The sequence below is a fragment of the Dyella sp. 2HG41-7 genome, assembly GCF_021390675.1.
Classification (GTDB): Bacteria; Pseudomonadota; Gammaproteobacteria; order Xanthomonadales; family Rhodanobacteraceae; genus Dyella_B.
Genome location: NZ_JAJEJV010000004.1, coordinates 2,698,462 through 2,723,860 on the forward strand (window position 1 = coordinate 2,698,462; position 25,399 = coordinate 2,723,860).

The 25,399-nt window shown below is 60.8% G+C and carries 25 protein-coding genes; 9 read left to right on the forward strand and 16 right to left on the reverse strand.

What is annotated here, in order from left to right; all coding sequences use genetic code 11:
- Positions 1-67: 67 nt before the first annotated feature.
- Entirely contained in the window at positions 68-1,753 is a 1,686-nt protein-coding gene (locus tag L0U79_RS13360) for a long-chain-fatty-acid--CoA ligase (RefSeq protein ID WP_233842762.1), read from the forward strand.
- 45 nt (positions 1,754-1,798) lie between these two features.
- Here the strand turns inward: L0U79_RS13360 and L0U79_RS13365 are convergent, their stop codons facing one another.
- Positions 1,799-2,170, reverse strand: coding sequence for a PilZ domain-containing protein (locus L0U79_RS13365; protein WP_233842763.1), 372 nt, complete (start codon positions 2,168-2,170; stop codon positions 1,799-1,801).
- A gap of 791 nt (positions 2,171-2,961) precedes the next feature.
- On the opposite strand from L0U79_RS13365, the gene L0U79_RS13370 reads away from it, so the two are divergent.
- The 4 genes from L0U79_RS13370 to arsC are packed head-to-tail and all read left to right on the forward strand — an operon-like array spanning position 2,962 to position 6,533.
- On the forward strand, positions 2,962-3,810 hold the full coding sequence (locus L0U79_RS13370; RefSeq protein WP_233843908.1) for a ScpA family protein: 849 nt from the start codon (positions 2,962-2,964) through the stop codon (positions 3,808-3,810).
- Between the two features lie 55 nt (positions 3,811-3,865).
- Positions 3,866-4,744, forward strand: coding sequence for an SMC-Scp complex subunit ScpB (scpB, locus tag L0U79_RS13375; RefSeq protein ID WP_233842764.1), 879 nt, complete (start codon positions 3,866-3,868; stop codon positions 4,742-4,744).
- Positions 4,741-6,162, forward strand: a complete 1,422-nt coding sequence (locus L0U79_RS13380; RefSeq protein ID WP_233842765.1) for a pseudouridine synthase — start codon at positions 4,741-4,743, stop codon at positions 6,160-6,162. Before scpB ends, L0U79_RS13380 begins: the two co-directional genes overlap by 4 nt.
- A 20-nt stretch (positions 6,163-6,182) precedes the next feature.
- Positions 6,183-6,533: an arsenate reductase (glutaredoxin) gene (gene arsC, locus L0U79_RS13385; RefSeq protein WP_233842766.1), complete on the forward strand. Its 351-nt coding sequence runs from the start codon at positions 6,183-6,185 to the stop codon at positions 6,531-6,533.
- 89 nt (positions 6,534-6,622) lie between these two features.
- Here the strand turns inward: arsC and ftsH are convergent, their stop codons facing one another.
- Both ftsH and rlmE read right to left on the reverse strand, forming a co-directional pair.
- Positions 6,623-8,560 carry an ATP-dependent zinc metalloprotease FtsH gene (ftsH, locus tag L0U79_RS13390; protein WP_233842767.1) on the reverse strand — a complete coding sequence of 646 codons (1,938 nt, stop codon included), beginning with the start codon at positions 8,558-8,560 and terminating at the stop codon, positions 6,623-6,625.
- The gene (gene rlmE / locus L0U79_RS13395; RefSeq protein ID WP_233842768.1) at positions 8,557-9,207 is read right to left on the reverse strand and encodes a 23S rRNA (uridine(2552)-2'-O)-methyltransferase RlmE; all 651 of its coding nucleotides are present in this window, start codon (positions 9,205-9,207) and stop codon (positions 8,557-8,559) included. Before rlmE ends, ftsH begins: the two co-directional genes overlap by 4 nt.
- A 79-nt stretch (positions 9,208-9,286) precedes the next feature.
- Between rlmE and yhbY the strand changes: the two genes are divergently transcribed.
- A complete protein-coding gene (yhbY, locus tag L0U79_RS13400) occupies positions 9,287-9,583 on the forward strand; it encodes a ribosome assembly RNA-binding protein YhbY (protein WP_233842769.1) in 297 nt (98 codons plus the stop codon).
- 9 nt (positions 9,584-9,592) lie between these two features.
- Positions 9,593-9,979, forward strand: coding sequence for an Mth938-like domain-containing protein (locus tag L0U79_RS13405; protein ID WP_233842770.1), 387 nt, complete (start codon positions 9,593-9,595; stop codon positions 9,977-9,979).
- Positions 9,980-10,019: 40 nt separating this feature from the next.
- Here the strand turns inward: L0U79_RS13405 and L0U79_RS13410 are convergent, their stop codons facing one another.
- Genes L0U79_RS13410 through surE form a run of 4 tightly spaced genes read right to left on the reverse strand, consistent with a single transcriptional unit; the run spans position 10,020 to position 13,081 of the window.
- Positions 10,020-10,964, reverse strand: a complete 945-nt coding sequence (locus L0U79_RS13410; RefSeq protein ID WP_233842771.1) for a peptidoglycan DD-metalloendopeptidase family protein — start codon at positions 10,962-10,964, stop codon at positions 10,020-10,022.
- Positions 10,965-10,992: 28 nt separating this feature from the next.
- Positions 10,993-11,601 (reverse strand): VTT domain-containing protein, encoded by a 609-nt coding sequence (locus tag L0U79_RS13415; RefSeq protein WP_233842772.1) that lies wholly within the window; start codon positions 11,599-11,601, stop codon positions 10,993-10,995.
- Positions 11,601-12,251, reverse strand: a complete 651-nt coding sequence (locus L0U79_RS13420; protein ID WP_233843909.1) for a protein-L-isoaspartate(D-aspartate) O-methyltransferase — start codon at positions 12,249-12,251, stop codon at positions 11,601-11,603. Before L0U79_RS13420 ends, L0U79_RS13415 begins: the two co-directional genes overlap by 1 nt.
- A 38-nt stretch (positions 12,252-12,289) precedes the next feature.
- Entirely contained in the window at positions 12,290-13,081 is a 792-nt protein-coding gene (surE, locus tag L0U79_RS13425) for a 5'/3'-nucleotidase SurE (RefSeq protein WP_233842773.1), read from the reverse strand.
- Positions 13,082-13,248: 167 nt separating this feature from the next.
- Here surE and L0U79_RS13430 point away from each other — a divergent pair, with 167 nt between their 5' ends.
- The gene (locus tag L0U79_RS13430) at positions 13,249-13,794 is read left to right on the forward strand and encodes a Smr/MutS family protein (RefSeq protein WP_233842774.1); all 546 of its coding nucleotides are present in this window, start codon (positions 13,249-13,251) and stop codon (positions 13,792-13,794) included.
- Here the strand turns inward: L0U79_RS13430 and truD are convergent.
- The 9 genes from truD to cyoA all read right to left on the reverse strand — a co-directional run bounded on the left by truD (position 13,791) and on the right by cyoA (position 23,286).
- Positions 13,791-14,807 carry a tRNA pseudouridine(13) synthase TruD gene (truD, locus tag L0U79_RS13435; protein ID WP_233842775.1) on the reverse strand — a complete coding sequence of 339 codons (1,017 nt, stop codon included), beginning with the start codon at positions 14,805-14,807 and terminating at the stop codon, positions 13,791-13,793. The genes L0U79_RS13430 and truD overlap by 4 nt on opposite strands.
- Before the next feature lie 53 nt (positions 14,808-14,860).
- Positions 14,861-15,196 carry a cell division protein FtsB gene (gene ftsB, locus L0U79_RS13440; protein WP_233842776.1) on the reverse strand — a complete coding sequence of 112 codons (336 nt, stop codon included), beginning with the start codon at positions 15,194-15,196 and terminating at the stop codon, positions 14,861-14,863.
- Between the two features lie 19 nt (positions 15,197-15,215).
- Positions 15,216-16,514: a phosphopyruvate hydratase gene (gene eno, locus L0U79_RS13445; RefSeq protein WP_233842777.1), complete on the reverse strand. Its 1,299-nt coding sequence runs from the start codon at positions 16,512-16,514 to the stop codon at positions 15,216-15,218.
- A 56-nt stretch (positions 16,515-16,570) separates the two neighbouring features.
- Positions 16,571-17,404 carry a 3-deoxy-8-phosphooctulonate synthase gene (gene kdsA / locus L0U79_RS13450; RefSeq protein WP_233842778.1) on the reverse strand — a complete coding sequence of 278 codons (834 nt, stop codon included), beginning with the start codon at positions 17,402-17,404 and terminating at the stop codon, positions 16,571-16,573.
- Between the two features lie 115 nt (positions 17,405-17,519).
- Positions 17,520-19,190 carry a CTP synthase gene (locus L0U79_RS13455; protein WP_233842779.1) on the reverse strand — a complete coding sequence of 557 codons (1,671 nt, stop codon included), beginning with the start codon at positions 19,188-19,190 and terminating at the stop codon, positions 17,520-17,522.
- 221 nt (positions 19,191-19,411) lie between these two features.
- Positions 19,412-19,789, reverse strand: coding sequence for a cytochrome o ubiquinol oxidase subunit IV (gene cyoD / locus L0U79_RS13460; RefSeq protein ID WP_233842780.1), 378 nt, complete (start codon positions 19,787-19,789; stop codon positions 19,412-19,414).
- Positions 19,789-20,412: a cytochrome o ubiquinol oxidase subunit III gene (gene cyoC, locus L0U79_RS13465; RefSeq protein ID WP_233842781.1), complete on the reverse strand. Its 624-nt coding sequence runs from the start codon at positions 20,410-20,412 to the stop codon at positions 19,789-19,791. Before cyoC ends, cyoD begins: the two co-directional genes overlap by 1 nt.
- Before the next feature lie 3 nt (positions 20,413-20,415).
- Positions 20,416-22,431, reverse strand: a complete 2,016-nt coding sequence (cyoB, locus tag L0U79_RS13470) for a cytochrome o ubiquinol oxidase subunit I (RefSeq protein ID WP_233842782.1) — start codon at positions 22,429-22,431, stop codon at positions 20,416-20,418.
- Positions 22,432-22,434: 3 nt separating this feature from the next.
- Positions 22,435-23,286: a ubiquinol oxidase subunit II gene (gene cyoA / locus L0U79_RS13475; protein ID WP_345778452.1), complete on the reverse strand. Its 852-nt coding sequence runs from the start codon at positions 23,284-23,286 to the stop codon at positions 22,435-22,437.
- Positions 23,287-23,579: 293 nt separating this feature from the next.
- Here cyoA and L0U79_RS13480 point away from each other — a divergent pair, with 293 nt between their 5' ends.
- Positions 23,580-25,379 (forward strand): aminopeptidase P family protein, encoded by a 1,800-nt coding sequence (locus L0U79_RS13480; RefSeq protein WP_233842783.1) that lies wholly within the window; start codon positions 23,580-23,582, stop codon positions 25,377-25,379.
- Positions 25,380-25,399: the final 20 nt, after the last annotated feature.

Here is a 25,399-nt window from a genome sequence, read left to right on the forward strand (position 1 = left end):
TGCCCGCATGATGCCGAATGCGCGTCTTTGCCACCACGGCATGTATTCATGGAGCTTGGGATCGAACATGAGCAATCAGCGTCCGTGGCTGAGTCATTATCCGGATGGCGTACCTGCAGAGATCGACATCACCCAGTACGCGTCGGTGGTTGCCGTACTGGAAGAAGCGTTTGAACGCTACCAGGAACGCGACGCTTTCTCGAGCTTCGGCAAGCGCCTGACCTACGCTCAAATCGACGCGCTGAGCCGGCAATTCGCCGCCTACCTGACCGGCGAGCTGAAACTTTCCAAGGGCGATCGCGTTGCGATCATGCTGCCGAATGTTTTGCAGTATCCGATCGCGCTGTTCGGCGCGCTGCGCGCTGGCATGGTGATCGTGAACACCAATCCCATGTACACGGCGCGCGAGCTTAAGCATCAGCTCGAAGATTCGGGCGCGGTGGCGATTGTGGTGTTGGACAACTTCGCGGCGACCCTGCAGCAAGTCGTGACTGAAACGCACGTCAAGCACATCGTGACCACGGGTCTTGGCGATTTGCTCGGCGCGAAAGGGTTGGCAATCAACTTCGTGCTCAAGCACGTCAAGAAGATGGTGCCACCTTATTCGCTGCCGCACGCCGTGCGCTTTAACGATGCGCTCGCCATTGGCGCGAAGTACACGCCGACCGCGCCCTCCATCACGCACGACGATATCGCTTTCCTGCAATACACCGGCGGCACCACCGGTGTGGCCAAGGGCGCCATGCTTACCCACGGCAATATGGTGGCGAACATGATGCAAGCCGGCGCGTGGATCGGCGCGAATCTGAAAGTGGGACGCGAGATCGTTATCACCGCGCTGCCGCTGTATCACATCTTTTCGCTTACCGCGAACGGTCTGGTGTTTCTGCGATTGGGCGGGTTGAACATTCTCATCACCAACCCGCGCGATATGCCTGCCTTTGTCAAAGAGCTGCGCAACTCGCATTTTTCGGTCATTACCGGCGTCAATACCTTGTTCAACGGCTTGCTCAATACGCCGGGTTTCGAGAGCGTGGATTTTTCGAGTCTGCGTTTGAGCCTGGGCGGCGGTATGGCCGTGCAGCGCGCGGTGGCCGAACGCTGGAAAAAAGTGACCGGCTGCACCTTGGCCGAAGCGTACGGGCTTACCGAAACCTCCCCGGCCGCCTGCATCAATCCGTTGGATTTGAAGGAATACAACGGCTCGATCGGCTTGCCGATTTCTTCCACTGACGTCGCCATCTGGTCCGAAGAGAATCAGCCTTTGCCCATCGGCGAAGTCGGCGAACTGATGGTGCATGGCCCGCAGGTTATGAAGGGTTATTGGAATCGCCCCGACGAAACCGCAAAAGTGCTGACCGACGACGGCTGGCTGCACACCGGCGATATCGCCAAGATGGACGAAAACGGCTACGTGTACATCGTCGATCGCAAGAAGGACATGATTCTCGTCTCGGGCTTCAACGTCTATCCGAACGAAATCGAAGACACCGTCATGAAGCATCCGGGCGTTGCCGAAGTCGCCGCCATCGGCGTGCCGGACGAACATTCCGGCGAAGTGGTGAAGTTGTTCGTGGTGCGCAAAGACCCGAGCCTGACGGTCGAGCAACTCAAAGAGTTCTGTCGCGAGAACCTCACCGGCTACAAACGGCCGAAGGTGATCGAATTCCGCGATGCGCTGCCCAAGAGCAATGTGGGTAAAATTCTACGGCGCGAATTGCGCGACGAAAAGAAACAGGCCGTCGCCAGCTAATCGATTTCCCGGGGAATGGGATGCGCCATTCCCCGATTCGACGATTTACTCGTCGTGCCACATCTCCAGGATGTCGGCATAGCCGCCCAGCAGATTCCAAAGCGGCACCTGTTTGTCTTCCGGGATGTGCGTATAGGCAAAGCCGATATGCCGTTCGGAGACGCGCGCCACCTTCGCTTCCAGGTGGATGTGCAGATCCTCGCCGAAGATCATGTCGAGCACCCAGCTCTCCCCAGGCTGACCGCCCCAGTCGCGCGGGCGACGCAGCAACACGCCGGTGGCCGAGATATCGATAAGGTCGGTCGGATGCGACCGGTCGCCCTGACTCATCAGCACCGTGGTCTTGATGCGCATGCGCGCCGGACGCAGATGCTCTTTGTCGGTACCGTCCATGGCATCGTCACCTTTTGTCGTCATGCTTTACCTCTCCCGCATGCGTCGCCAAGACGACGCCTCAGCCCGATCAGCGTGCGCTGTCGGAATGAGCCGGCAGCAGATCCGCTTTTCGTTATAACCAGCATAGTCCTGCCGGTGTCCCCCTCGTGTGGGCATATCATGAAGCAAGCCACATGCCAGGGCTATATCGATCTTAAAGCGCTTAACTTTAGGCTCGATTGAACGTTTTCGTGTGCATTGCGTCAGACGCAATGGGTCACATGCTGCCGCAACGTGAACGCGTCTGTTCACTACCCTCTATGGCAGCTGAAGCCCTCGCTGGACATGCCGAGGCGCTGCCGCTAATCTGTTCGTGCGCGTGGAGCCATGCATGGAAGATCGCCGGGATCCCCGGTTGAAATGGCCTCCACCCGATGTACTCAGCCGACCTTACGAATCGCGGGCGACGCCAACGCCGTCACGCCGGGTTCCGCCTGATCGTATCCATTACCGACCCGGCACCCAGCGACCGCCAGCCTGACCGAACCACGCCGAGTGGCTTCATCAGGGCCAGCAAAAGCGGGAACCCGCAGCCCGGCTGGGCATTGCGCAGATTGGCTTCATGGGAGTGGCCCCAAAGAACCCGGGCATTCCAGGCATGGACCCTTTCTTCGATCGTGTATCGGGAGGAAGGGTTCTGATCGTCAACAGAACGAAGCGCCAGCCCACGCCGGGCAGGCCAATGACACGCATTGATGAGCACTGAGCCAACCGAGTCTCAGCCTGTACAAGCAACGCACGACGCGTTCGCCGGGGTTCCGCAGCAGCAGGAAATGCCGCTGGCGATCGTGCGCGGCGAACCGATCCTGCAGATGCCGCAGGACCTTTACATTCCACCGGACGCGCTGGAAGTTATTCTGGAAGCGTTCGAAGGACCGCTGGATCTGCTGCTTTACCTGATCCGTCGGCAGAACCTGGACATTCTCGATATTCCGATCGCCGAAATTACCCGGCAATACATGGGATACATCGAGATGATGCGCGATGCGATGCGCCTGGAGCTGGCCGCCGAGTATTTGCTCATGGCCGCCATCCTGGGCGAAATCAAATCGCGACTGCTGCTTCCGCGTCCGCCATCGGAAGAAGGACTGGAAGAAGACCCCCGCGCCGAACTGGTGCGTCGGTTGCAGGAATACGAACGCTTCAAGAAGGCGGCCGAGGATATCGACGCCCTGCCCCGCCTGGAACGCGATACGGTGGTCGTGCAGGCCGATGTCGGCGAGCGCAACGTGGTCAAGCTGCCGCCGCCGCTCGACCTCAAGGAAATGCTGCTGGCGCTCAAGGATGTGATGCATCGGGCCGAATTGTTCGGGCATCACGCCATCAAGCGCGAAGCGCTGAGCGTGCGTCAACGCATGGGCGAGTTGCTGAGCCGGTTGAACGACGATCAGTTCCATCGCTTCGAATCGCTATTCGACGTCACCGAAGGACGACTTGGCGTCGTGGTCACGTTTCTGGCCATGCTGGAGCTGGCCAAGGAGTTCCTGATCAACATCGTGCAGGAAGAACCGCTGGCGGCGATCTACGTCAAAGCCAATGCATCCTCCGCCGAAGAAGAAGCCGACGTGGCCGCGGGCGACGACGCCTTCGAAGAACGGAATGCAGCATCCGGCGGCGAATAACGCCAGCCGACATCAAAAACGCACCACCCTATTTTGGTCACCCGATCCTAAGGCTATGCAGATCGAGCAACTCAAACCGATTATCGAAGCCGCACTGCTGGCCGCCAGCCAACCGTTGACCGTGGCGCAACTGGGCGAGCTGTTCGTCGATGAAGACGAGGTCGACCGGTCGCACATCGCCATGGCGCTGGAAGCGCTGGCCGAGGAATGCAACGGTCGCGGCGTGGAGCTGAAAGAAGTCGGCACCGGCTTCCGGTACCAGGTGCGTCAGGGCGTCCATCCGTGGGTTTCGCGGATGTGGACGGAAAAACCCAGTCGATACTCGCGCGCCTTGCTGGAAACCTTGGCGCTGATCGCGTATCGACAGCCGATCACACGACCGGAAATCGAGCAGATCCGCGGCGTGGTGGTCTCCTCCAACATCATCAAAACCCTGGAAGAGCGCGAATGGGTCCGCGTCGTCGGCCACCGCGACGTCCCCGGTAAACCCGCATTGTTCGGCACCACCCGCATCTTCCTCGACTACTTCAATCTCAAATCGCTGGATGAGCTGCCGCCGCTCTCCGAGATTCGCGATATGGAAGATCCGCAGCTTCGGCTGGACGACGATTCCTTCCCGCCGCGACCGATTCGCGATTTGCCGATCGATCCGGACGCGGAGTTGGACGAATCCGCTGACGAAGCATCCAACGACGAAGAACTCGTCGACGGCACGCACCACGAAGCCTCGACGGACGAAACACCTTCCGACGAAGACACACAAAGCAACGAATCGTCGCCGCACACTGGCGACGCTGTATCTCATCACGACGAAGCCGCCGCTGAAGCGGAACCCGTCGCCGACACCCATCCTTCCACTGCCGACGAGGCAGCGGACCCCGCGGACGCCGCAGAAGGCGCCGCCACGCAAGACACCGAGGAGTACCGCGCATGAATGCGCCGCAAAAATCCGTATTGAGCCTCAAGCGCGCCGCAGCGCCAGAGACCGCACCCCAAATCGAAGAGCGCCTGCACAAGGTGCTCGCCAACGCCGGACTCGGCTCGCGCCGCATGCTGGAGCAACGCATCCAAGCTGGCGAAGTCGAAGTCAACGGCAGCCCCGCCACCATTGGCGCCAGCGTTCGCGCCGGCGATCGCGTCGTCCTCGACGGCAAGCAGTTCGTTGTCGCCACCGATAACCGCGACGATGCCGAAGTGCTGGTTTATCACAAGCCCGAAGGCGTGGTGACCACGCGCGAAGACCCCGAAGGCCGCCCCACCGTGTTCGAACAGCTGCCGCGACTGAAAGGCGCGCGCTGGGTCGCCGTGGGTCGCCTGGATATCAACACCACGGGCCTGCTGCTGCTGACCACCGATGGCGATCTCGCCAACGCGCTGATGCATCCGCGCAGCGGCCTGGAACGCGAATATCTATGCCGCGTGCACGGCGAAGTGCCCGACGAAATCATCGAAAAACTCAAAGCCGGCGTGGAACTCGAAGACGGCCCCGCGCGCTTCGACGAAATTGCCATCATCAGCCGCGGCGGCAGCCATAGCTGGTTCCGTGTGGTGATCCGCGAAGGTCGCAATCGCGAAGTCCGTCGTCTGTGGGATTCGCAAGGATTCCTGGTCAGCCGCCTCAAGCGCATTCGCTACGGCAGCATCGAATTGCCGCGCCTACTGCGCCGCGGCGATTGCGAAGCGATGGGCGAAGAAGCCGTCAAAGAACTGCGTCAGGCAGCAGGCCTTGGCGCGCCGCAACCGGTGCTCACGCTGAGCCCGGTGCTGCATCAACGTCGCGCCCCCCGCAATGTCACGGAATATCGTCCCGAAAAAGGTACGTCGACCTCGTGGAGCGGCGGGTATCACGATGAAGCGCGCGAACTGCGCGCCTTCGACCGCATTCGCGAAGAACCTGCGCGCGGCAAGCAGCAACGTCGTCGCGCCAATCCGAATCGCGAAGTGAACGGCAACGTCGCTCGCCCGGATCGTCCGCAGAACAATCGCAACAACAAGAAAAAGCGCGGTATCGGCCCCGGTCAGGAGCTGCCGCCCGCACGCACCTGGTTTGCCGGCGAATCCCGCGAAGGTGGTGGCGGCGGACGCGCGCACGGTGGCGGCCAGTCGCAAGGCAATCGCCGTGGCGGCGGTGGTGGTGGCGCCGGCAACGCCAATCCGTACGGCGGTTTCAATGCCGGCGGAAACGCGAATCGCAACAGTCGCGGCGGCAACCGTCCCAGCGGCGGTGGCAACCGTCCCAGCGGCGGTGGCAATCGTCCGAGCGGCGGCGGAAACCGTCCCGGCGGTCGCCCGCAGCGCGGCGGCGGCCGTCCGCATGGCGGCGGTGGCGGCAATCGCTCGGGTAATCGCTGAGCGTCGCATCGGTTCGTTGCATGATCCGCATCTACCACAACAGTCGCTGCTCGAAATCGCGCAGCGCTCTGGCCTTGCTTGAAGAGCACGGCAAGCCTTTCGACATCGTCAACTATCTCGAAACGCCTCCGAGCGCCATCGAGTTGAAGACGCTGTTGTCGCAACTTGGCATCAGTGCGCGTGAGTTACTGCGCACTGGCGAAGATGTCTATCAGGAGCTTGGTTTGGAAAATCCATCGCTGGATGAGGAAACGCTCATTGCTGCGATGGCCGAACATCCGCGCTTAATCGAACGCCCAATCGTGGTCGTCGATGGCAAAGCGGTGATCGCACGCCCACCCGAAACATTGCTCGCATTTTTACGTCGCTAGTTGGCGTTTCAAGCGAATCGAAAATTCAACCAGGCACCAATAAAAAAGCCGCCTCGAGGGGCGGCCTTTTTGTTCTTCGATGTCGCGGCTCAGACGCGGCTTTGCGTCGCCGGATCGCCAACCTTGGCGCCCGCATCGCCACGCGGCGGCGGCGGCGGCACTGACGGACCAGCGGGCGTGTTCTTGGACCAATCCGCCGGCGGACCCGGTACGCGGCCAGCCATGATGTCGTCGATCTGACGCGCATCGATGGTCTCGTATTGCAGCAGCGCATCGGCCATCACGTGCAGCTTCTCGATGTTTTCCGTCAGCAATTGCTTGCTGCGCGCATACGCACGATCGAGGATTTCGCGCACCACTTCGTCGATCTTACGCGCAGTTTCGTTGGAGACGTTCTTGTGCTGCGTCACCGAACGGCCGAGGAAAACTTCGTCTTCTTCTTCGCCGTACGTCACTGGACCCAATTCATCGGACAAGCCCCACTTGGTGGCCATGTTGCGCGCCATCTTGGTGGCGCGCTCGATATCGTTGGAAGCGCCGGTGGTGACTTTGTCGCTGCCAAAGATCAACTCTTCCGCCACGCGACCGCCGTACAGCGAGCACAGCTGCGATTCGATCGCGATCTTGTTCATGCTGTACTTGTCGCCTTCCGGCAAATACATCGTGACGCCCAGCGCGCGACCGCGCGGAATGATCGTCACCTTGTAGACCGGATCGTGCTCGGGCACCAGGCGACCGACGATGGCGTGACCGGCTTCGTGATAGGCGGTGAGTTTCTTTTCGTCCTCGCTCATCGCCATCGAACGACGCTCGGTGCCCATCAAGATCTTGTCGCGCGCCTTGTCCATATGGTTCATGCGCACTTCGCGCGCATTCTCACGCGCGGCGAACAAGGCTGCTTCGTTGACGAGGTTGGCCAAGTCTGCGCCCGAGAAACCCGGCGTGCCGCGTGCGATCACCATCGCATCCACGTCGCTCGCCGTCGGCACCTTGCGCAGATGCACTTTGAGAATCTGCTCGCGACCCTTCACGTCCGGCAGACCGACCACCACCTGGCGATCGAAACGACCCGGGCGCAGCAGCGCAGGATCGAGCACGTCCGGACGATTGGTCGCTGCGATCACGATGATGCCTTCGGTACCTTCGAAGCCATCCATCTCGACCAGCAACTGGTTGAGCGTCTGCTCGCGTTCGTCGTGACCGCCGCCCAGGCCTGCGCCGCGATGACGACCCACTGCATCGATTTCGTCGATGAAGATGATGCACGGCGCGTGCTTCTTCGCCTGATCGAACATGTCGCGCACGCGGGACGCGCCCACGCCAACGAACATTTCGACAAAGTCGGAACCGGAGATCGAGAAGAACGGCACTTTCGCCTCGCCGGCGATCGCCTTGGCGAGCAGCGTCTTACCCGTGCCGGGCGGGCCGACCATCAGCACGCCGCGCGGAATCTTGCCGCCCAGGCGCTGGAATTTACCGGGATCGCGCAAGAACTCGACCAATTCGCCGACTTCTTCTTTCGCTTCGTCGCAACCAGCGACGTCGCCGAAGTTGACCTTGACCTGATCTTCGCCCTGCAACTTGGCGCGCGAACGGCCGAAGCTCATCGCGCCGCGGCCACCGCCGCCTTGCTGCATCTGGCGCATAAACCAGATAAACACGCCGACGATCAGAATCACCGGCAGCCAGTTGACCAAGAGGCCGATCAGCGAGAAACCGGTGCCGGAATCCTGCGTGACGGTGACGCTCTTGTCCTGCATCTGTTTCACCACCGAGTTGGTGGAGAAGCCGAGGACCGGCGCGACGGTGCGGTAGTTGCTGCCGTCCTTCAGCTTGCCGCTGATGGTGGCGGGATTTTCGGCGCTGATGTTGGCGGTAGCGACGTTGCCGCTATCCACACTCTGCACGAAGCTGCTGTATGGCAGGTCCGAGGAGGCGCCACCGTGCGGGTTGAAGCTCTGGAACACGGTGATCAAGACCACCGCGATCACCAACCAGAGCAACAAAGTTTTCCATGTTTCGTTCATGCGCGGTTCTCGCCAGTTTGCCGGCCCGCCGGTTTGAACCCGGTAGCCAGCGCATATACCTCCCGCGAACGCGCGCGTGAGGCCTTAGGTTTACGCATACTTACCCGCGAAAACTCCGCGCGCAAGGTGCGTAGGTAATCATCGAAGCCCGTTCCCTGGAACAGCTTGATTAGAAACGCTCCGCCCGGTTTGAGCCAGTGTCTGCTGAAATCAAGCGCCAGCTCCGCCAAATCCATAGCCCGGATTTGGTCGGCCAGTGCCACACCACTCATATTGGGGGCCATGTCCGACAGGACAAGATCGAGCTTTTGACCATCGAGGCGCGATTCCAGCATCCGCAAAACGGTTTCTTCACGGAAATCGCCCTGCAAAAAGTCCACCCCGGCAATACCTTGCATGGGAAGAATGTCCAGCGCCACCACGGTACCACTATCGCCCAGACGCTGCCGTACAAGCTGCGACCATCCGCCGGGCGCAGCGCCCAGATCGACCACGCGCATGCCGGGCTTGAGCAAATGATCGCGCTCGATCAGCTCTTCCAGCTTGAAGACGGCGCGCGAGCGCAGGCCCTCGGCCTGGGCCTTCTTGACGTAGACGTCGTCGAAATGCTCCCGAAGCCAGCGGGAACTGCTTTTGCTGCGAGGCATAGGTCGGCAAACGGACCGGGAACAGGGGCGACCATGATACCCTTTACGGTCCCCTCGTCGCGAATCCGAGACTGAACGCATGGCCATCTCCCCATCGCAGCGGCGCTATCTGCGCAGCCTTGCCCACGACCTGTCCCCGGTGATCTTGCTGGGCGCCAAGGGCGCGACGGAGGCGGTGGTGAAAGAACTAGACCTCGCGCTGTCGCATCACGAGTTGGTGAAGGTGAAACTGTCCGGCGGCGACAAAGACGAGCGCGACGAGCAGATCCAGATCCTGATCGATGGCACTGCTGCGGAAAGCGTGCAGCAAATCGGCCACATCGTGGTGCTGTTCCGGCGCAACGAAGACGATCCGCGGCTCGCCCTGCCGCGCTGAGAAATTGCCATGGATCTCTCGCTAGACCGTCCTGGCGACTATTTATTCGTACGTCGCGTCGCTCCCCACGCCATTACCGTTGTCGACCGCGAACTGAACACAAGTTTTCTGCTGTCGCCCGAGCGCGTCGTGGAGCAATGGCCTGTCAGCAGCGCGCTTGCGCTTACCGACCGCAATGTCGACGCGGTGCTTGAGCTCAATCCGGAAGTGGTGCTACTTGGCACCGGCACGCGTCAGCAATTTCCGCCGGCCGCGTTTATGGCGGGCTTTCTGAAGCGTGGGATCGGCATCGAAGTGATGGACAACGCGGCCGCCGCGCGCACTTACGATTTACTTGCGGGCGAAGGAAGGCGCGTTGTCGCCGCCTTCATTCTTCCATCCGGCAACGCAAGTTGATGCATGCGAACGTCTCGCGAGATGTCGCGAGAAACGACGCTCAACGCGACGGCAAATAGTCGAGCGGATCGACAGGACTGCCGTCTTTGCGAATCTGGAACTGCAGCTCATCGCGCGAGCCGCTGCCGGAACCCATTTCAGCAATTTGCTGCCCGGCCTTCACCTGCTGCCCCTCGGTGACCAAGCGCTTGCGGTTGTGGCCATACGCGGAAAGCAGGCTGTCGTTGTGCTTGATGATGATCAACTCGCCGTAGCCCACCAAACCGTTACCGCTGTACACGACCACGCCATCCGCCGCGGCGACCACCGGTTGACCCTCTTTGCCCTCGATATCGATACCCGGTATCGCAGCATTGGCTTGGAAGCGGCCAGCCAATGAACCGGATGCCGGCCAACGCCATTTCACGCCGCCCGCCGTCCGGGTACTGCCGCCAGCGGCAACCGGTGTCGCGGCGACCGCAGGTGTCGGGTTTGCCGGTGCAACGGGCGTGACCGTCGCAATTGGCGCCGCAGAACTTGCATGCGCAGGCGAAGGCGGCGATGGCACCTTATTCGGAGTCGGTGTCGTATCGGCCGATTTGAAAACTGGCGCGGATGTGGCGGGCGGCGACGGCGGAGCCTTCGCCACGACCGGCGGCGCGGCATGAACGGGCTCTGCGCCATGCCCCGGGAGTTTCAAAACCTGACCGGGCCAAATCGTGTACGGCGACGCGATGCCGTTCAATCGAGCCACATCGCGAAAATCCGCGCCGTTGCGAAATGCGATGGAATAAAGCGTGTCGCCCTTGACCACCGTATACGTGCCGGCGAGTTGCGCGGCCGATGGCACAGGACGCAGCGCACCGCCCGACGTGTTAGCAGTCGGCGTCGGTTGAACCACGACCGTGCTGCAACCGGTCATGATCAATGTTATTGCGGCAGCGGCGGACCAGCGCATCAATCCATTCATACGCGCCAGCATAACGGGGTCGTTGGGAGTTTTCATACGGTCCTCGAAGAAAACTCGCACGTCGTTAATGCTTGATCCACCACCACCCGGCAAGCGCCGCCAACGCCACCAGGGCCGCCCAACCGATCCACTCGATATGCTTGTGCAGAATTCGCTCTGCGCGTTCGCCGAACAAGCGAATCAACAACGCCAACAACCAAACGCGCTTGCCGCGTCCGAGCAGCATGCAGATCAAAAACGGAATAACGGGCACGCCGACAATGCCCGACGCCCAAGTGACGAACTTCATCGGAACGACCGGCTGCAGCGCCGCCAGGATCAGCACCAGCATCATTTCCAGCCAATGCTGATTCATTTGCGCGCGCAAACTTTCCACGCCGCGTTCGATCGAATCGTACAGATGCAAGGATTGCAGCGCAGGCGTCAATGCGTGGAAGGCCCAGTGCCCCAGCGAATAACCAACCAGCGAACCGAGCAACGAAAAAAGCAGGCTGATATTGGCGAAGAAAAACGCCTTGTGCCGTTTGCCCAGCATCATCGGCGCCAACATCACTTCCGGCATGATCGGAAAGATGAAGGCCTCCACGAAACTCAGGCCGCACAAGTAATAGACCGCTCTGCGGTCGCGCGCCCAAACCAAAACGCGCGCATAAAGCTTTCCGAAAAGCTGCATCAGCCGATACCGCCTAATAAGGGAACAAAACTCACCGCCGCCAATTCTTCCTGCACAAAATCGCCGTGGCCGTCGCCGCGCATGCGGATCAAGGTTTGGCTGCTGGGAGAACCGACCGGCGCGACAAGTACGCCATCGGGGCTCAATTGGTCGAGAATCTGGCTGGGAATCGCATCGCCCGCCGCGGTGAGAATGATCGCATCGAACGGCGCCTCAGCCGCCCAACCGAGTTTGCCGTCGTCGTGGCGCGAACGAATGTTTTCGATACCAAGCTGACGGAAACGCCGCCGCGCCTGGCGCAACAATTCTTCAATACGCTCGACCGTATACAACTGCGGCACCAGTTGCGCGAGCACGACGGCCTGGTAACCGGAACCGGTGCCGATCTCCAACACCTTCTGCGGACGTCCCGATTTTGCGTCGAACAACTCCAACAACGCTTCGGTCATGCGTGCGACGACCCACGGTTGCGAGATGGTCTGGCCGTGGCCAATCGGCAGCGCCGTGTTTTCGTAAGCGCGCGAATGCAGCGCCTGATCGATGAAGTGATGGCGCGGCAGATTGCGCATCACATCGAGCACGCGCTGATTGCGAATGCCCTCTTCTTTCAATTTCGAAATAAGCCGATCGCGTGCGCGTTGCGAGGTCATGCCCTCGCCTTTCAATACCGAAGGAGGCAATGGATGGGTCACGCTGCCTCACCGTTCGCTTCGTTATTCATGCCCTTGGACAACGCGCTCACCCAGCTGCCGACTTTTTCCAACGCCTGGAATCGGGTGAGATCCACGTGAATGGGCGTCACGGAAATGTAGCCGCGCTGGACGGCGTGGAAATCGGTGCCGGGGCCGGCATCATCCACTTCGCCGGCCGGACCGATCCACCAAATGGTTTTGCCGCGCGGATCGGTCTGTTTGATGCACGGCGCGGAACGATGACGCCGGCCCAAGCGCGTGGTTTCGAACCCGTGGATATCTTTCCACGGGCGATCCGGCACGTTGACGTTGAGAATGGTGTCGGCCGGCAACGGATCGATCAGCAGACGTTCCATCAACAGCAACACGGCGTTTGCGGCGGATTCGTAATGCTCGCCCTTGTGATCCTTGCTGACCAGGGACACCGCGATAGCAGGCAAACCGAGAAAGCGCCCCTCCATCGCAGCGGAAACGGTGCCGGAATAAATCACGTCGTCGCCGAGATTGGCGGAATTGTTGATGCCGGACACCACGATGTCGGGCTCTTCGTCGAGCATGCCGGCCAGCGCCAGATGCACGCAATCGGTCGGCGTGCCGACCACACGGTAATAACCGTTGTCCATGCGCGTGGCGCGTATCGGCGCGTCGAGCGTGAGCGAGTTGCTCGCGCCGGAACGGTCCCGATCCGGCGCCACCACCGTTACCTGGCCCACCGCGCCGAGACGCTCGGCGAGCATGCGGATGCCCGGCGCATCCACACCATCGTCGTTGCTTACCAAAACTCGCATGATCATCCGTTCGAAACTAATGGTTCGCATGCGGCCCCAAGACTTCCGCATGCACCCTGAATACCTGAGTCTAACCGAGCCGAGTGTTTGTTTCACCGGCAGATTTGCCTGATCGGCAGTAACCAAACCTTCACCGCAGGCGCGCGTCATTCGCTACGATGGCGCTTATGAAACGCCGTCCGCCCGCCACCGTGAATGACGAGGACAGCCGCCTGTTTCGCGACGCGATCGGCGAGATCCGTCGGCTCGACCCGGTAGCGCCGCCACCCGCGACCCCAAAGCCGGAACCGCACCCGCACATGCTGGAGGCGGACGAGGCCGCCGTGCCGGGTGAGTTGATGAATATGGCCTTCGACCCGGGTTTGATAGAAGTCGGCGAGGAACTCAGCTACTTGCGCGACGGCTATCCGCCAAAGCTGCTGCGCCAGCTCAAACGCGGCCAATACAGCGTGCAGGACGATATCGATCTGCATCAGATGAACGCCGCTGCGGCGCAAGCGACGATTGCCGATTTTCTTGCGCAAGCCGCGGAGCGTGGATTGCACTGTGTACGTATCGTGCACGGCAAAGGCTTGCGCTCGAAAGCGGCGGGACCGGTGTTGAAAATGCTGACGGATCGTCTGCTTCGTCGTCGCGATGACGTGATTGCTTTTGCGTCGGCGCGGCCCATGCAAGGGGGCACCGGTGCGGTGGTCGTGTTATTGAAAGGCTAAGCGATCAACTCGCGCGCAACGACCGTGGCATAGGCGCCGGCTGGCAGTTCGAAGCTCAATTCCAGCGCTTCGTTATCGATCCAACGCCAACGCAAATCGTTTGGCATCAGTCGCAATGGGCGGCGTTCCTGGTCCATCCTTGCGGCTGCGAGACCGTCGGCGAGATCGGCATTTAACGCGGCAATGCTCCGTTCCAAATCCGCAGCCGCAGCAGCCGTGGGCGGATCGCCCTGCCCCCACAACGGACCGGATGGATGGATATCGCCCTGCGCCAATCGCGCGGCCAGCACATCGTCGAACGGCTCGGGGCCGAACCACGAACGCGAACCGGCCAACGACCAGATATCGCCTTCCAGCGGTTTGTCCCATGCGTCGCGTTCGACACGCGCGGCCAACACGGTGTTGAAAATTTGCGAGCGCGCGGCAGAAAGCAGAATCGAACGTTTGTCGCGATCGACGCGACGTCCCGCGAACATCGCGCGCGCTTGCGCTACGTTGCCGCCTTCGCGACCGAAACGTTGCTCGCCGAAATAGTTGGGCACGCCGCGCTTGGAGATAGCCTGCAGAACGTGTTCCGCCTGCGCGCGATCGCCCTGCACGTCGCGCAACACCAACACGAAGCGATTGCCGCGCAATGCGCCGCGCTTGAGCTTGCGTTTGTGGCGCGCGCTGCTCAGCACCTTGACGCCATCGTGCGGAAACGCGCTCCAATCGGGATCGGCTTTACCCGGCAATTGCACGGTAAACGCCTGGCGCGTGACGGCATGACGATCCTTCAGACCGGCGTAACCGACATTCATGGGCGATGTACTGGCGAAACGCGCCAGCTCGCGCGCGACCCAATCGGTGTTTGCGTCGCGTTTTTCCACCCACAGCAACGCGTGCTCGCCTTCGCCATCGGCTTCGTAGCCGAGGATTTCTTCCACGCGAAAATCTTCGGGCGATTGGCGCAACACCGCCGCCAACGGCGGAGTTCCGTAGGCGCGAGGCAACTCGGTTTCCGTCGTTGTCATGACATGCATTACCTGAAGATGCGGCGTTGCTCGCTGCAACGCGAGAGAAGCGTTTAACGACTATCGCTGCTGGAACTGGATGCCGCCGGCGCTGCTGCACTGGCGGCGTTAGCCGGTTGTTCGACGACTTGATAGAACGTTTCGCCGGGCTTGATCAAACCCAGCTCGCCGCGCGCTCGCGCCTCGACGGCTTGTTCGCCGTGCTTGAGATCGCGAACGTCGGCCGCGAGCGCCTGGTTGCGTTGGGTGAGTTTGTCGTTTTCGTCGCTCTGCTTTTTCACCGCAGTGCGCAAACTCGTAACCTCGGACATGCCGCCATGATTGGACCACAGCTCAAACTGCAGTCCAATCAATGCAAGCAGCAGGATCAAGGCGATCCAACGCAACATAGGATGGCGTCAGCCTCGCTCAGCCGGGCAGATGGGTCAGATTCGGAAACGCGTTGCGACCAGCATAGCGGGCGTTCGCGCCGAGCGCTTCTTCAATGCGCAGCAGCTGGTTGTACTTCGCCACGCGGTCGGTGCGGCACAGCGAACCGGTCTTGATCTGCGTCGCCGTGGTAGCGACGGCGATATCGGAGATCGTGGTGTCTTCGGTTTCGCCCGAACGGTGCGAGACGATCGCGGCGTACTTGGCGGCATCGGCCATGGCGATGGCTTCCAGCGTTTCCGACAACGTGCCGATCTGGTTCACCTTGATCAGGATCGCGTTGGCGATTTTCTTTTCGATGCCTTCGCGGAAGATCGCCGGATTGGTGACGAACAAATCGTCGCCCACCAGCTGCACCTTGTTGCCGATCTTGTCGGTAAGCAGCTTCCAGCCGTCCCAATCGCCTTCGGCCATGCCGTCTTCGATGGTGACGATCGGATATTGCTGCGCCCAGCTCGCCAGCAGATCGACGAATTGCGCCGGCGTGTAAACCTTGCCTTCGCCTTCGAGATCGTACTTGCCTTCTTTGAAAAATTCGGAGCTCGCGACGTCAAGGCCAAGCAGAATTTCGCTACCAATCTTGTAGCCGGTTTTGTTCACCGCTTCGAGAATGGTGTCCAGCGCTTCGATGTTGGAGCGCAGATTCGGCGCAAAACCGCCTTCGTCGCCAACCGCCGTGTTAAGGCCCTTGCCCTTCAGCACGCTCTTCAAAGCATGAAAAATTTCCGTGCCTGCGCGCAGCGCTTCGGCGAAAGTGGGCATACCCACGGGCAGCACCATGAATTCCTGCACATCGACGTTGTTGTCGGCGTGCGCGCCGCCGTTGATGATGTTCATCATCGGAACCGGCAACGCGCCCGGCTTGCCGTTGGAAAGATATTTCCACAGCGGTTCGTGACGCGACGCCGCCACGGCATGCGCGGCGGCCATGGAAACGCCGAGCAGCGCGTTCGCGCCGAGGCGACCCTTGTTCGGCGTGCCGTCGAGGTAGATCAACTTTTTGTCGAGACCTTTCTGATCGACGGCATCGTAGCCGTTCAGTGCTTTGGCGATTTCGCCGTTGACGTTGCCTACGGCCTTGGTCACGCCCTTACCCAAATAGCGCGACTTGTCGCCATCACGCAGCTCCACCGCCTCGCGTGTGCCGGTCGACGCGCCGCTGGGTACCGCTGCACGACCTAAAGCGCCGCTGGCTAGCGTGACTTCGGCTTCGAGCGTCGGGTTACCACGGGAATCGAGAATTTCGCGGGCATGGATGCGGGTGATTTGGGTGCTCATTTCCAATCCAGTTCAAGGGTGAGAAAAAACCGCCGTCGCGCGATCCGCGCGGCAATTCAGAGAGTCTGTTCGAGGAAACCGTGACGCTTGGTGACGGTGTCCAGCTCCAGCAAGGTGTGCAGCAACGCTTCCATCTTGCCGAGCGGCCATGCGTTCGGCCCATCGCTGAGCGCCTTGCTCGGATCGGGATGCGTTTCGGCGAACAGACCGGCAATGCCGACTGCCACCGCCGCACGCGCGAGCACCGGAACGAATTCGCGCTGACCGCCGGAGCTCGTGCCCTGCCCGCCCGGCAATTGCACCGAATGCGTGGCGTCGAACACGACCGGGCAATTCGTATCGCGCATCGCGCTTAGCGAACGCATATCCGACACGAGATTGTTGTAACCGAAGCTGGCGCCGCGTTCGCATACCAGGATGTCGTTGTTGCCGACGGCCTTGGCCTTGTCGACGACGTTTTTCATATCCCACGGCGCGAGGAACTGGCCCTTCTTGATATTCACCGGCTTGCCGGCGCGCGCCACGTTCTGGATGAAATCGGTCTGGCGGCACAGAAACGCCGGCGTCTGCAGCACATCCACCACCGCAGCGACTTCATGCATCGGCGTGTATTCGTGCACGTCGGTGAGCACCGGCACGCCGATCTGGCGTTTCACTTCACCCAAAATGCGCAGCCCTTCTTCCAGGCCCGGGCCGCGAAAGCTGCCGCCGGAGGAACGGTTGGCTTTGTCGAAGCTGGATTTGAAGATGAAATTGATGCCGAGCTTGCCGGTGATTTCTTTCAACGTGCCGGCGGTATCGAGCTGAAGTTGTTCGGATTCCACCACACAAGGACCGGCGATCAGAAAAAACGGTTGATCCAGACCGACCTCGAAACCGCACAGCCTCATGAGCTCACCTTTGTAGCGGAAAAGGCGCTGGATTCCCGCGTGCGCGGGAATGACGGCGCTGTGCGATCCCGGCCAGGGATTGGCCGGGACCCAGTCACAGGGACGTGAAACGCGCTCATGCTACCGACTCCTTCGCAAGCTTCTGACCGTCGCGCACGGCTTTGTATTCGCGCGCGGCGCGCACGAAGCCGATAAACAACGGATGACCGTCGCGCGGCGTGGAGGTGAATTCCGGATGCGCCTGGCAACCCAGGAACCACGGATGCTTCTGCATCGGCAGCTCGACGATTTCCACCAGCAAGTCGTCCATCGATTTGCCGGAAATCACCATGCCCAGATCCTCGAAGGATTGGCGATAGCGATTATTGAATTCGTAGCGATGACGATGACGCTCGCGCACGATGTCTTGGCCATACAGCTGACGCGCCAGCGTGCCCGCCTTGAGGCGGCATTCCTGCGCGCCCAGGCGCATCGTGCCGCCGAGATCGGAACGCTCGTTGCGCTGTTCGATTTCGCCGGTGGACGTGGTCCACTCGGTGATCAGGCCGATCACCGGATTGGGCGTATGGCGATCGTTTTCGCTGGAATCGGCGTCGTTCAGGCCAGCCACGTTGCGGGCGAAATCGACCACCGCCGCGTGCATGCCGTAGCAGATGCCGAAATACGGAACGCCATGCTCGCGTGCGTATTTCGCCGCCAGCACTTTGCCTTCGAAACCGCGCTTGCCGAAACCGCCGGGAACCAGGATCGCGTCGACGGTGCCCAGCACCTTGGCTGCGCCTTCCGCTTCGATCTGCTCGGAATCGATCCACTGCAGATTTACGCGCGCCTGTTGCTTGATGCCGCCATGACGCAACGCCTCGCCCAAGGACTTGTACGCATCCTTGTGCTCGACGTACTTGCCGACGATGGCGACGTTGACTTCATCCTTGGGATGTTCCACCGCGTCGACCGTGCGCTGCCAGCCGGACAGATCGGCCGGTTTCGCATCCAGGCCCATCTTTTTCACAACGATGTCGTCCAGGCCCTGCTGGTGCAGCCACAGCGGTTGCTTGTAGATGATGTCCACGTCGGCCGCGCTGATCACCGCCTGCTCCGGCACGTTGGTGAACAGGGCGATCTTGCGGCGCTCGCTGTCCGGCAGCGGCTGCTCGCAACGGCACAACAGGATGTCCGGCTGGATACCGATGGAGCGCAGTTCCTTCACCGAATGCTGAGTCGGCTTGGTTTTGATCTCGCCGGCAGCCTTGATGTACGGCACCAGGGTCAGATGCATGAACAGGCACTTTTCCGGGCCGTGCTCGATGCGCAGCTGACGGATGGCCTCCAGGAACGGCTGGGACTCGATATCGCCCACCGTGCCGCCGATCTCGACCAGGGCCACGTCGAAGCCGCGGGTGGCCTCGTGAATGCAGTGCTTGATCTCATCGGTGATATGCGGAATCACCTGAACGGTGGCGCCCAGGTAGTCGCCGCGACGCTCTTTGCGGATCACCGACTCGTAAATCTTGCCGGTCGTGATGGAGTTTTTGCCGGTGAGACGGGTGTGGACGAAGCGCTCGTAATGGCCCAGATCGAGGTCGGTCTCCGCGCCGTCGTCGGTCACATAGACCTCGCCGTGCTGGAAGGGACTCATGGTGCCCGGATCCACATTGATGTAGGGATCGAGCTTCATCATGGTGACCGAGAGGCCGCGGGCCTCAAGAATGGACGCAAGCGACGCCGCCGCGATGCCCTTGCCAAGTGAGGACACCACACCGCCAGTGACGAAAATCAGGGGGGTCATGGAAAGCAGCCGTGCTGGAAATCGGCATTTTAGCGGCAGATGCTTCCAGCTGCGAGATGCTTCATCGACATCGGCCGAAAAAATTCAGTTACGGCGGCGCTGGCGCGGCAGGCTGGAGCGCCAACTCCAGCCTTTTGGGCAATGTCCAGATGCCGGGACTGGCATCTCAGCGGACGATCCGGCCCCGCCCACTGCCGTGGGCGGGACGGCGAACAGGCGTTTTAGCCGATGCTCGAGGACATGGACTGCGAGACGGGATGCATCATGTACAGATTCATGTTGTGCATCACCCAGATCGAGCCCACCACGATGATCGCGATGATCAGCAAGGTGAACACACCGATCGACAGATTGCTGCGTTGGCCCGGCTTGCTGCTCAGATGCAGGAAGAACACCAGCTGCACCAGCACCTGCGCCACGCACAGCACCATGATGCCCGGCATCACCAGCTGATGCGGCACCGCGCCCGACATCACGCAACCGAACGACATAAACGTCAGGATGATGGAAAGCGCAAAACCGACGATGTAGGACTTCAGCGAACCGTGATCGGCGTGCGAATGATCCGCCGCGTGCGCATGACTGTGATGAGCGGACATCAGAGCACTCCCCGCAGATAAACGATGGTGAACACGCAAATCCAGACCACGTCCAAGAAGTGCCAGAACAAACTCAGGCAGGACAGACGGCGCGTCACGGCATCGTTCAAACCGAAGCGACGCACCATGTCGATCATCACCACGATCCAGATCAGACCCGAGGTAACGTGCAGACCGTGCGTACCCACCAGCGCGAAGTACGAAGAAAGGAACGCGCTGTGGCTCGGACCCGCGCCTTCATGGATAAGATGCGCAAACTCGCGCACTTCCATCGCCACGAAGCCGAGGCCGAACAAGAAGGTGATGAACAACCATCCCATCACTTTGTTGCGCTTGGCGGCGTGCATGTTGAGCATCGCCATGCCGAAGGTGAAGCTGCTGAACAGCAGCAACATCGTTTCGCCCAACACGTACGGCAGATCGAACAGCTCCTTGCTGGTCGGGCCGCCGGCTGTGGCGTTACAGAGCACCGCGAACGAAGCGAACAGCGCCGAGAAGATCAGGCAGTCGCTCATCAGGTAGATCCAAAACCCGAGCAGGGTCTTGGATCCATCGTCGTGATGCTCGTGATCGGCGCCGTGCGCGGCGACGTCGTGATTGGCAGTGATAACGGAACTGCTCATGGGTTAAGCCACCTTCTGACCGGCCGACGCCGGATCCACGTTTTCGATCAGCTTGTGCAGCGGCACCAGGCGTGCGCGCTCGATCTTTTCAACTTCGGCGCCCGGTACGTAGTAATCCACATCCGTGTCATAGGCGCGGCTGACGAACGAAGCCACCATGCCTACCAAACCGGCGATCGCCAGCCACCAGATATGCCACACCAGCGCGAAGCCCAGCACCGTGCCGAACGCAGCCATCACCACGCCAACGCCGGTGTTGCGCGGCATATGGATATCCGCGTAGTGCGCGTGACGCGGATAGGCGCGCTTGTGTTCCTTGTCGGCCCAGAACTGATCCAGCTCTTCGACTTGCGGCAACACGGCGAAGTTGTAGAACGGCGCCGGCGAGCTCGTCGCCCATTCCAGCGTACGACCGCCCCACGGATCGCCCGTGAGATCGCGATTCTCGGCGCGATTACGCACGCTCACCACAATCTGCAGCAGCATGAAGCCGATGCCCAGCGCGATAAACACGGCGCCGACCGCAGCGACGATCAAGTACGGTTGCCACGCGGGGTTCGCATAGTGATTCATGCGACGCGTCATGCCCATCAAGCCGAGCACGTAGAGCGGCATAAAGGCGAGATAGAAACCGACCACCCAGCACCAGAACGATGCCTTGCCCCAACGCTCTTCCAGCTTGAAGCCGAACGCTTTCGGGAACCAGTAATTCATCGCCGCGAACAAGCCGAACAACACGCCGCCGATAATCACGTTATGGAAGTGCGCGATCAGGAACAGGCTGTTGTGCAGCACAAAGTCCGCACCCGGCACGGCCAGCAGCACGCCGGTCATGCCACCGATGGTGAACGTGACCATAAACGCCACCGTCCACAACATCGGCAACGTAAAGCGGATGCGGCCGCGATACATGGTAAACAGCCAGTTGAACAGCTTCACACCGGTCGGGATCGAAATGATCATCGTTGTTATGCCGAAGAAGGCATTCACGTCCGCGCCCGATCCCATGGTGAAGAAGTGGTGCAACCACACCAGGAACGACGCTACGCCGATGCCCGCGGTGGCGTACACCATCGACTTGTAGCCGAACAGCGGCTTGCCCGAGAACGTCGCCACGACTTCCGAGAACACGCCGAAGCACGGCAGGACCAGGATGTACACCTCAGGGTGACCCCAGATCCAGATCAGGTTGATGTACAGCATGGCGTTGCCGCCAAGCTCGTTGGTGAAGAAATGCATGTCCAGATAGCGGTCGGCGGCAAGCAGCGCCAGCGCCACCGTCAACACCGGGAAGGCCGCGACGATCAGGATGTTGGTGACCAGCGCCGTCCAGGTGAACACTGGCATCTGCATCATCTTCATGCCTGGCGTACGCATGCGCAGAATGGTCACGATGAAGTTGATGCCGCTAAGCGTGGTGCCCAAACCAGATAACTGCAGCGCCCATATGTAGTAATCCACGCCTACCGTAGGACTGAATTTCAACTCCGACAGCGGCGGATACGCCAACCAGCCGGTCGCGGCGAAATCGCCCACGAACATCGACATCATCACCAGCACCACGCCCGACGCGGTAAGCCAGTAACTGAGCGAATTCAAGAAGGGATACGCCACGTCGCGCGCGCCGATCTGCAGCGGCACGACCAGGTTCATCAGGCCGACCACGAACGGCATCGCGACGAAGAAGATCATGATCACGCCGTGCGCGGTGAAGATCTGATCGTAGTGATGCGGCGGCAGATAACCGGCTGCGTCCGCCGAAGCGATCGCCTGCTGAGCGCGCATCATGAGTGCGTCGGCGAAGCCGCGCAGCAGCATCAGCAACGCAAGAATCACATACATGATGCCGATGCGCTTGTGGTCCACGGTGGTGAACCACTCGCTCCACAGATAACCCCACTTGCGCTGTTGCGTCACCCAGCCAAGCAGCGCCGCACCGCCCAGGCACACCATCAGCAGGGTGCCCATAATGATCGGCTCATGGAAAGGAATGGCCGATAAAGAAAGATTTCCGAACATGGCCTACTCCGAAGCCTTGGCGTGATCGTTATGCGAGGGAATGGCGCTCGCCTGCTTGGGCTCCGTGCCGATTTTGTCCATCTGCATCGTGCCCATGTACTGAGCGATGATGCTGTCGAACAGGCCCGGCTTGACGTTCGCGTAGTACGTCACCGGCACCTTCTCGCTGGGCTGCGTCAGCGCGTGATAGGTCTGCGCATCGAGATGGGTCGTGCTGGCCTTGGCCTTGTTGATCCAATCCTGAAAGCCCTGCTGCGAGGTCGCGACCGCGTTGAAGTGCATGTCGGAGAAACCCGCGCCGCTGTAATTGCTGGAGATGCCGGCATAGGTGCCCGGCTTGTTCGCAATCAGATTGAGCTGCGTTTCCATGCCTGCCATCGCGTAGATCTGGCTGCCGAGCTGCGGGATGAAGAACGCATTCATCACCGAGTCGGATGTGATCTCGAAATGCACCGGCACGTTTGTCGGCAGCGCCAATTCGTTGACGCTCGCGACACCGTAATCGGGATAGATGAAGACCCACTTCCAATCCATTGACACAGCCTGGATGGTGATCGGCTTGGTCTGCGATACCAGCGGCTTGTACGGATCGAGCGCATGCGTGGAACGCCACGTGATCGTGCCGAGAATGGCGATGATGATGCACGGAATGGTCCACACCACCGCTTCGATCGCCGTCGAATGCGACCACTTCGGCGCATATGTGGCCTTGGTGTTGGACGCGCGATAGCGCCAGGCGAAGATGAAGATCATCGCAATGACCGGAACGACGACCAGCAACATCAAGCCCGTGGCGATCAGGATCAGAGATTTCTCCTGACTCCCGATGTCGCCCTCGGGCGACAGGACATCCATATTGCAACCGCTGAGAAACACCGCAACGCTTGCGCACGACCAGCGCAAAGCGGACACAAGGGAACGCTTGTTCACAAACGACTCTTAAGACAGGCTAATGGGATTTGTCGTGGGGACGACCTGCATAGAATATCGCGTCGCAGCAAGGCGTGACTAGTCCGAGACATAATGCCGCGCCCTATACGTACCGCTCAAAATACGCAATATCGCTGTCACGACCCTGAAAAATTTCGCGCGTGCAGCAAGCGCGCTTTCATGTCAAGTCGGTCGGCGCGGCCTGCTACCATGCACCGATGAGCACACCCTATTCCGCCCGCATCACTGGCCTGCGCGAAGCGATGGCCAAACACGGCATCGCCGCCTGCATTGTTCCCACCGCCGATCCACATCTCTCTGAATATCTGCCTGCACGTTGGCAAGCACGCCAATGGCTCTCCGGCTTCGACGGCTCGGCCGGCATCTTGATCGTTACAGCGAAAGAAGCGGGATTGTGGACCGACTCGCGTTACTTCTCGCAGGCCGAACAGCAGCTTGCCGGCAGTGGTATTGCGCTGAAAAAGCAACGCGCCGGCGGTGCGCAAGAACACCTGACCTGGCTGCAGCAGCTTCTGCACCAAGGCGATGCGATTGCCGTCGCTGGCGACAGCGTATCGATCGCCACGCAACGACAGATCGAGCGCCAGCTCGGCGGCGTCGGTGCTCATGTGCGCGTGGATTTGGATTTGCCTGGCGCCGTGTGGACCGATCGCCCCGCTCTGCCTCATGCGCCGGTATTCGAACATCCTTCCGCTTATGCAGGCGCGTCGCGCGCGGAGAAGCTCGAAAAGTTGCGCCATGCATTGCGCAAACAGCACGCCACGCATCATCTGATTTCCAGCCTGGACGACATCGCGTGGCTCACCAACCTGCGCGGCAGCGACGTCGAGTGCAATCCGGTTTTCCTCGCGCATTTATTGATCGAAACAGCCGGCGCGTCGACCCTGTTCGTCGATCGAAGCAAACTTAGCGACAACGTCGTCGCCGCACTCACCGGCGACGGTATTCGCATCGCCAACTACGCGACGCTCGGCGACGCGCTGAGCGAATTGAAAGTCAGCGACACCTTGTTGTTCGATCCGAGTCGCGTGGTCAGCGAGGTGTTGAAATCTGTGGCGCTGGACGTCAAACGCATCGAAGGCGCCAATCCGTCCACGGCATTCAAAGCCATCAAGAGCGAGGCCGAACTCGGGCATATCCGCGAAGCTATGCGTCGCGACGGCGTCGCACTCGCGCGCGCGTTCCGTCGCCTGGAAGAACGCCTTGCCGCAGGCATGACGCAAACCGAGCTGGACGTCGATACCCTGCTCCGCGACGAGCGTTCGGCGCAACCCAACTTCGTCGGCGAAAGTTTCTCCACCATCGCCGGCTATATGGAAAACGGCGCGCTGCCGCACTATCGCGCTACGCAGGAATCGCACAACACCTTGCAGCGTCACGGCCTGTTGCTGGTGGACTCGGGCGGTCAATACCTTGGCGGCACCACCGACATCACGCGCGTGCTTGCACTTGGCCCGACGACGCCTGAGCAACGCCGCGATGCGACGCTTGTGATGAAGGGCATGATCGCGCTCTCTCGCGCCCGCTTTCCCAAAGGCGCCAGCGGTCCGCAACTGGACGCGCTCGCGCGCGCGCCGCTGTGGGCAAGCGGCATGGATTACGGTCACGGCACCGGTCATGGCGTGGGCTACTTTTTGAATGTGCACGAAGGACCGCAAAGCATTCGCCCACCCATTTCCGGCGCGCCGCTGGTGCCGCTGGAGCCCGGCATGATCACCTCGATCGAACCCGGCTTGTATAAGCCAGCGCGCCACGGCATCCGTCACGAAAACCTGGCTGTCGTCGTCGAGGCCGAACAAACCGAATTCGGCGAGTTCTACGCCTTCGAAACATTGACCCTGTGCCCCTTCGATCGGCGTGCGCTAGAGCCGAGCCTGCTAAGCCCCGACGAACGCGCCTGGCTGGACGACTACCACGCAACCGTGCGCGCTGCGCTTTCCCCGCTGTTGGAAGACGCGGATCTGGCGTGGCTGGAGAAACATTGCGCGCCACTGTGAACGCAACTGCGACAACGGAA

What these genes read in the sequence shown, in the direction of transcription:
- cyoD (WP_233842780.1), bottom strand. Translation starts at nt 19,789, where the DNA reads ATGTCCGCTCATCACAGTCATGCGCACGCGGCGGATCATTCGCACGCC.
- L0U79_RS13410 (WP_233842771.1), bottom strand. Translation starts at nt 10,964, where the DNA reads ATGAAAACTCCCAACGACCCCGTTATGCTGGCGCGTATGAATGGATTG.
- L0U79_RS13430 (WP_233842774.1), top strand. Translation starts at nt 13,249, where the DNA reads ATGAAACGCCGTCCGCCCGCCACCGTGAATGACGAGGACAGCCGCCTG.
- L0U79_RS13360 (WP_233842762.1), top strand. Translation starts at nt 68, where the DNA reads ATGAGCAATCAGCGTCCGTGGCTGAGTCATTATCCGGATGGCGTACCT.
- L0U79_RS13420 (WP_233843909.1), bottom strand. Translation starts at nt 12,251, where the DNA reads ATGACCTCGCAACGCGCACGCGATCGGCTTATTTCGAAATTGAAAGAA.
- surE (WP_233842773.1), bottom strand. Translation starts at nt 13,081, where the DNA reads ATGCGAGTTTTGGTAAGCAACGACGATGGTGTGGATGCGCCGGGCATC.
- L0U79_RS13370 (WP_233843908.1), top strand. Translation starts at nt 2,962, where the DNA reads ATGCCGCTGGCGATCGTGCGCGGCGAACCGATCCTGCAGATGCCGCAG.
- L0U79_RS13480 (WP_233842783.1), top strand. Translation starts at nt 23,580, where the DNA reads ATGAGCACACCCTATTCCGCCCGCATCACTGGCCTGCGCGAAGCGATG.
- ftsB (WP_233842776.1), bottom strand. Translation starts at nt 15,196, where the DNA reads ATGTTGCGTTGGATCGCCTTGATCCTGCTGCTTGCATTGATTGGACTG.
- cyoB (WP_233842782.1), bottom strand. Translation starts at nt 22,431, where the DNA reads ATGTTCGGAAATCTTTCTTTATCGGCCATTCCTTTCCATGAGCCGATC.
- rlmE (WP_233842768.1), bottom strand. Translation starts at nt 9,207, where the DNA reads ATGCCTCGCAGCAAAAGCAGTTCCCGCTGGCTTCGGGAGCATTTCGAC.
- L0U79_RS13380 (WP_233842765.1), top strand. Translation starts at nt 4,741, where the DNA reads ATGAATGCGCCGCAAAAATCCGTATTGAGCCTCAAGCGCGCCGCAGCG.
- scpB (WP_233842764.1), top strand. Translation starts at nt 3,866, where the DNA reads ATGCAGATCGAGCAACTCAAACCGATTATCGAAGCCGCACTGCTGGCC.
- L0U79_RS13455 (WP_233842779.1), bottom strand. Translation starts at nt 19,190, where the DNA reads ATGACCCCCCTGATTTTCGTCACTGGCGGTGTGGTGTCCTCACTTGGC.
- L0U79_RS13415 (WP_233842772.1), bottom strand. Translation starts at nt 11,601, where the DNA reads ATGCAGCTTTTCGGAAAGCTTTATGCGCGCGTTTTGGTTTGGGCGCGC.
- eno (WP_233842777.1), bottom strand. Translation starts at nt 16,514, where the DNA reads ATGAGCACCCAAATCACCCGCATCCATGCCCGCGAAATTCTCGATTCC.
- arsC (WP_233842766.1), top strand. Translation starts at nt 6,183, where the DNA reads ATGATCCGCATCTACCACAACAGTCGCTGCTCGAAATCGCGCAGCGCT.
- kdsA (WP_233842778.1), bottom strand. Translation starts at nt 17,404, where the DNA reads ATGAGGCTGTGCGGTTTCGAGGTCGGTCTGGATCAACCGTTTTTTCTG.
- cyoC (WP_233842781.1), bottom strand. Translation starts at nt 20,412, where the DNA reads ATGAGCAGTTCCGTTATCACTGCCAATCACGACGTCGCCGCGCACGGC.
- cyoA (WP_345778452.1), bottom strand. Translation starts at nt 23,286, where the DNA reads ATGGATGTCCTGTCGCCCGAGGGCGACATCGGGAGTCAGGAGAAATCT.
- yhbY (WP_233842769.1), top strand. Translation starts at nt 9,287, where the DNA reads ATGGCCATCTCCCCATCGCAGCGGCGCTATCTGCGCAGCCTTGCCCAC.
- L0U79_RS13365 (WP_233842763.1), bottom strand. Translation starts at nt 2,170, where the DNA reads ATGACGACAAAAGGTGACGATGCCATGGACGGTACCGACAAAGAGCAT.
- ftsH (WP_233842767.1), bottom strand. Translation starts at nt 8,560, where the DNA reads ATGAACGAAACATGGAAAACTTTGTTGCTCTGGTTGGTGATCGCGGTG.
- truD (WP_233842775.1), bottom strand. Translation starts at nt 14,807, where the DNA reads ATGACAACGACGGAAACCGAGTTGCCTCGCGCCTACGGAACTCCGCCG.
- L0U79_RS13405 (WP_233842770.1), top strand. Translation starts at nt 9,593, where the DNA reads ATGGATCTCTCGCTAGACCGTCCTGGCGACTATTTATTCGTACGTCGC.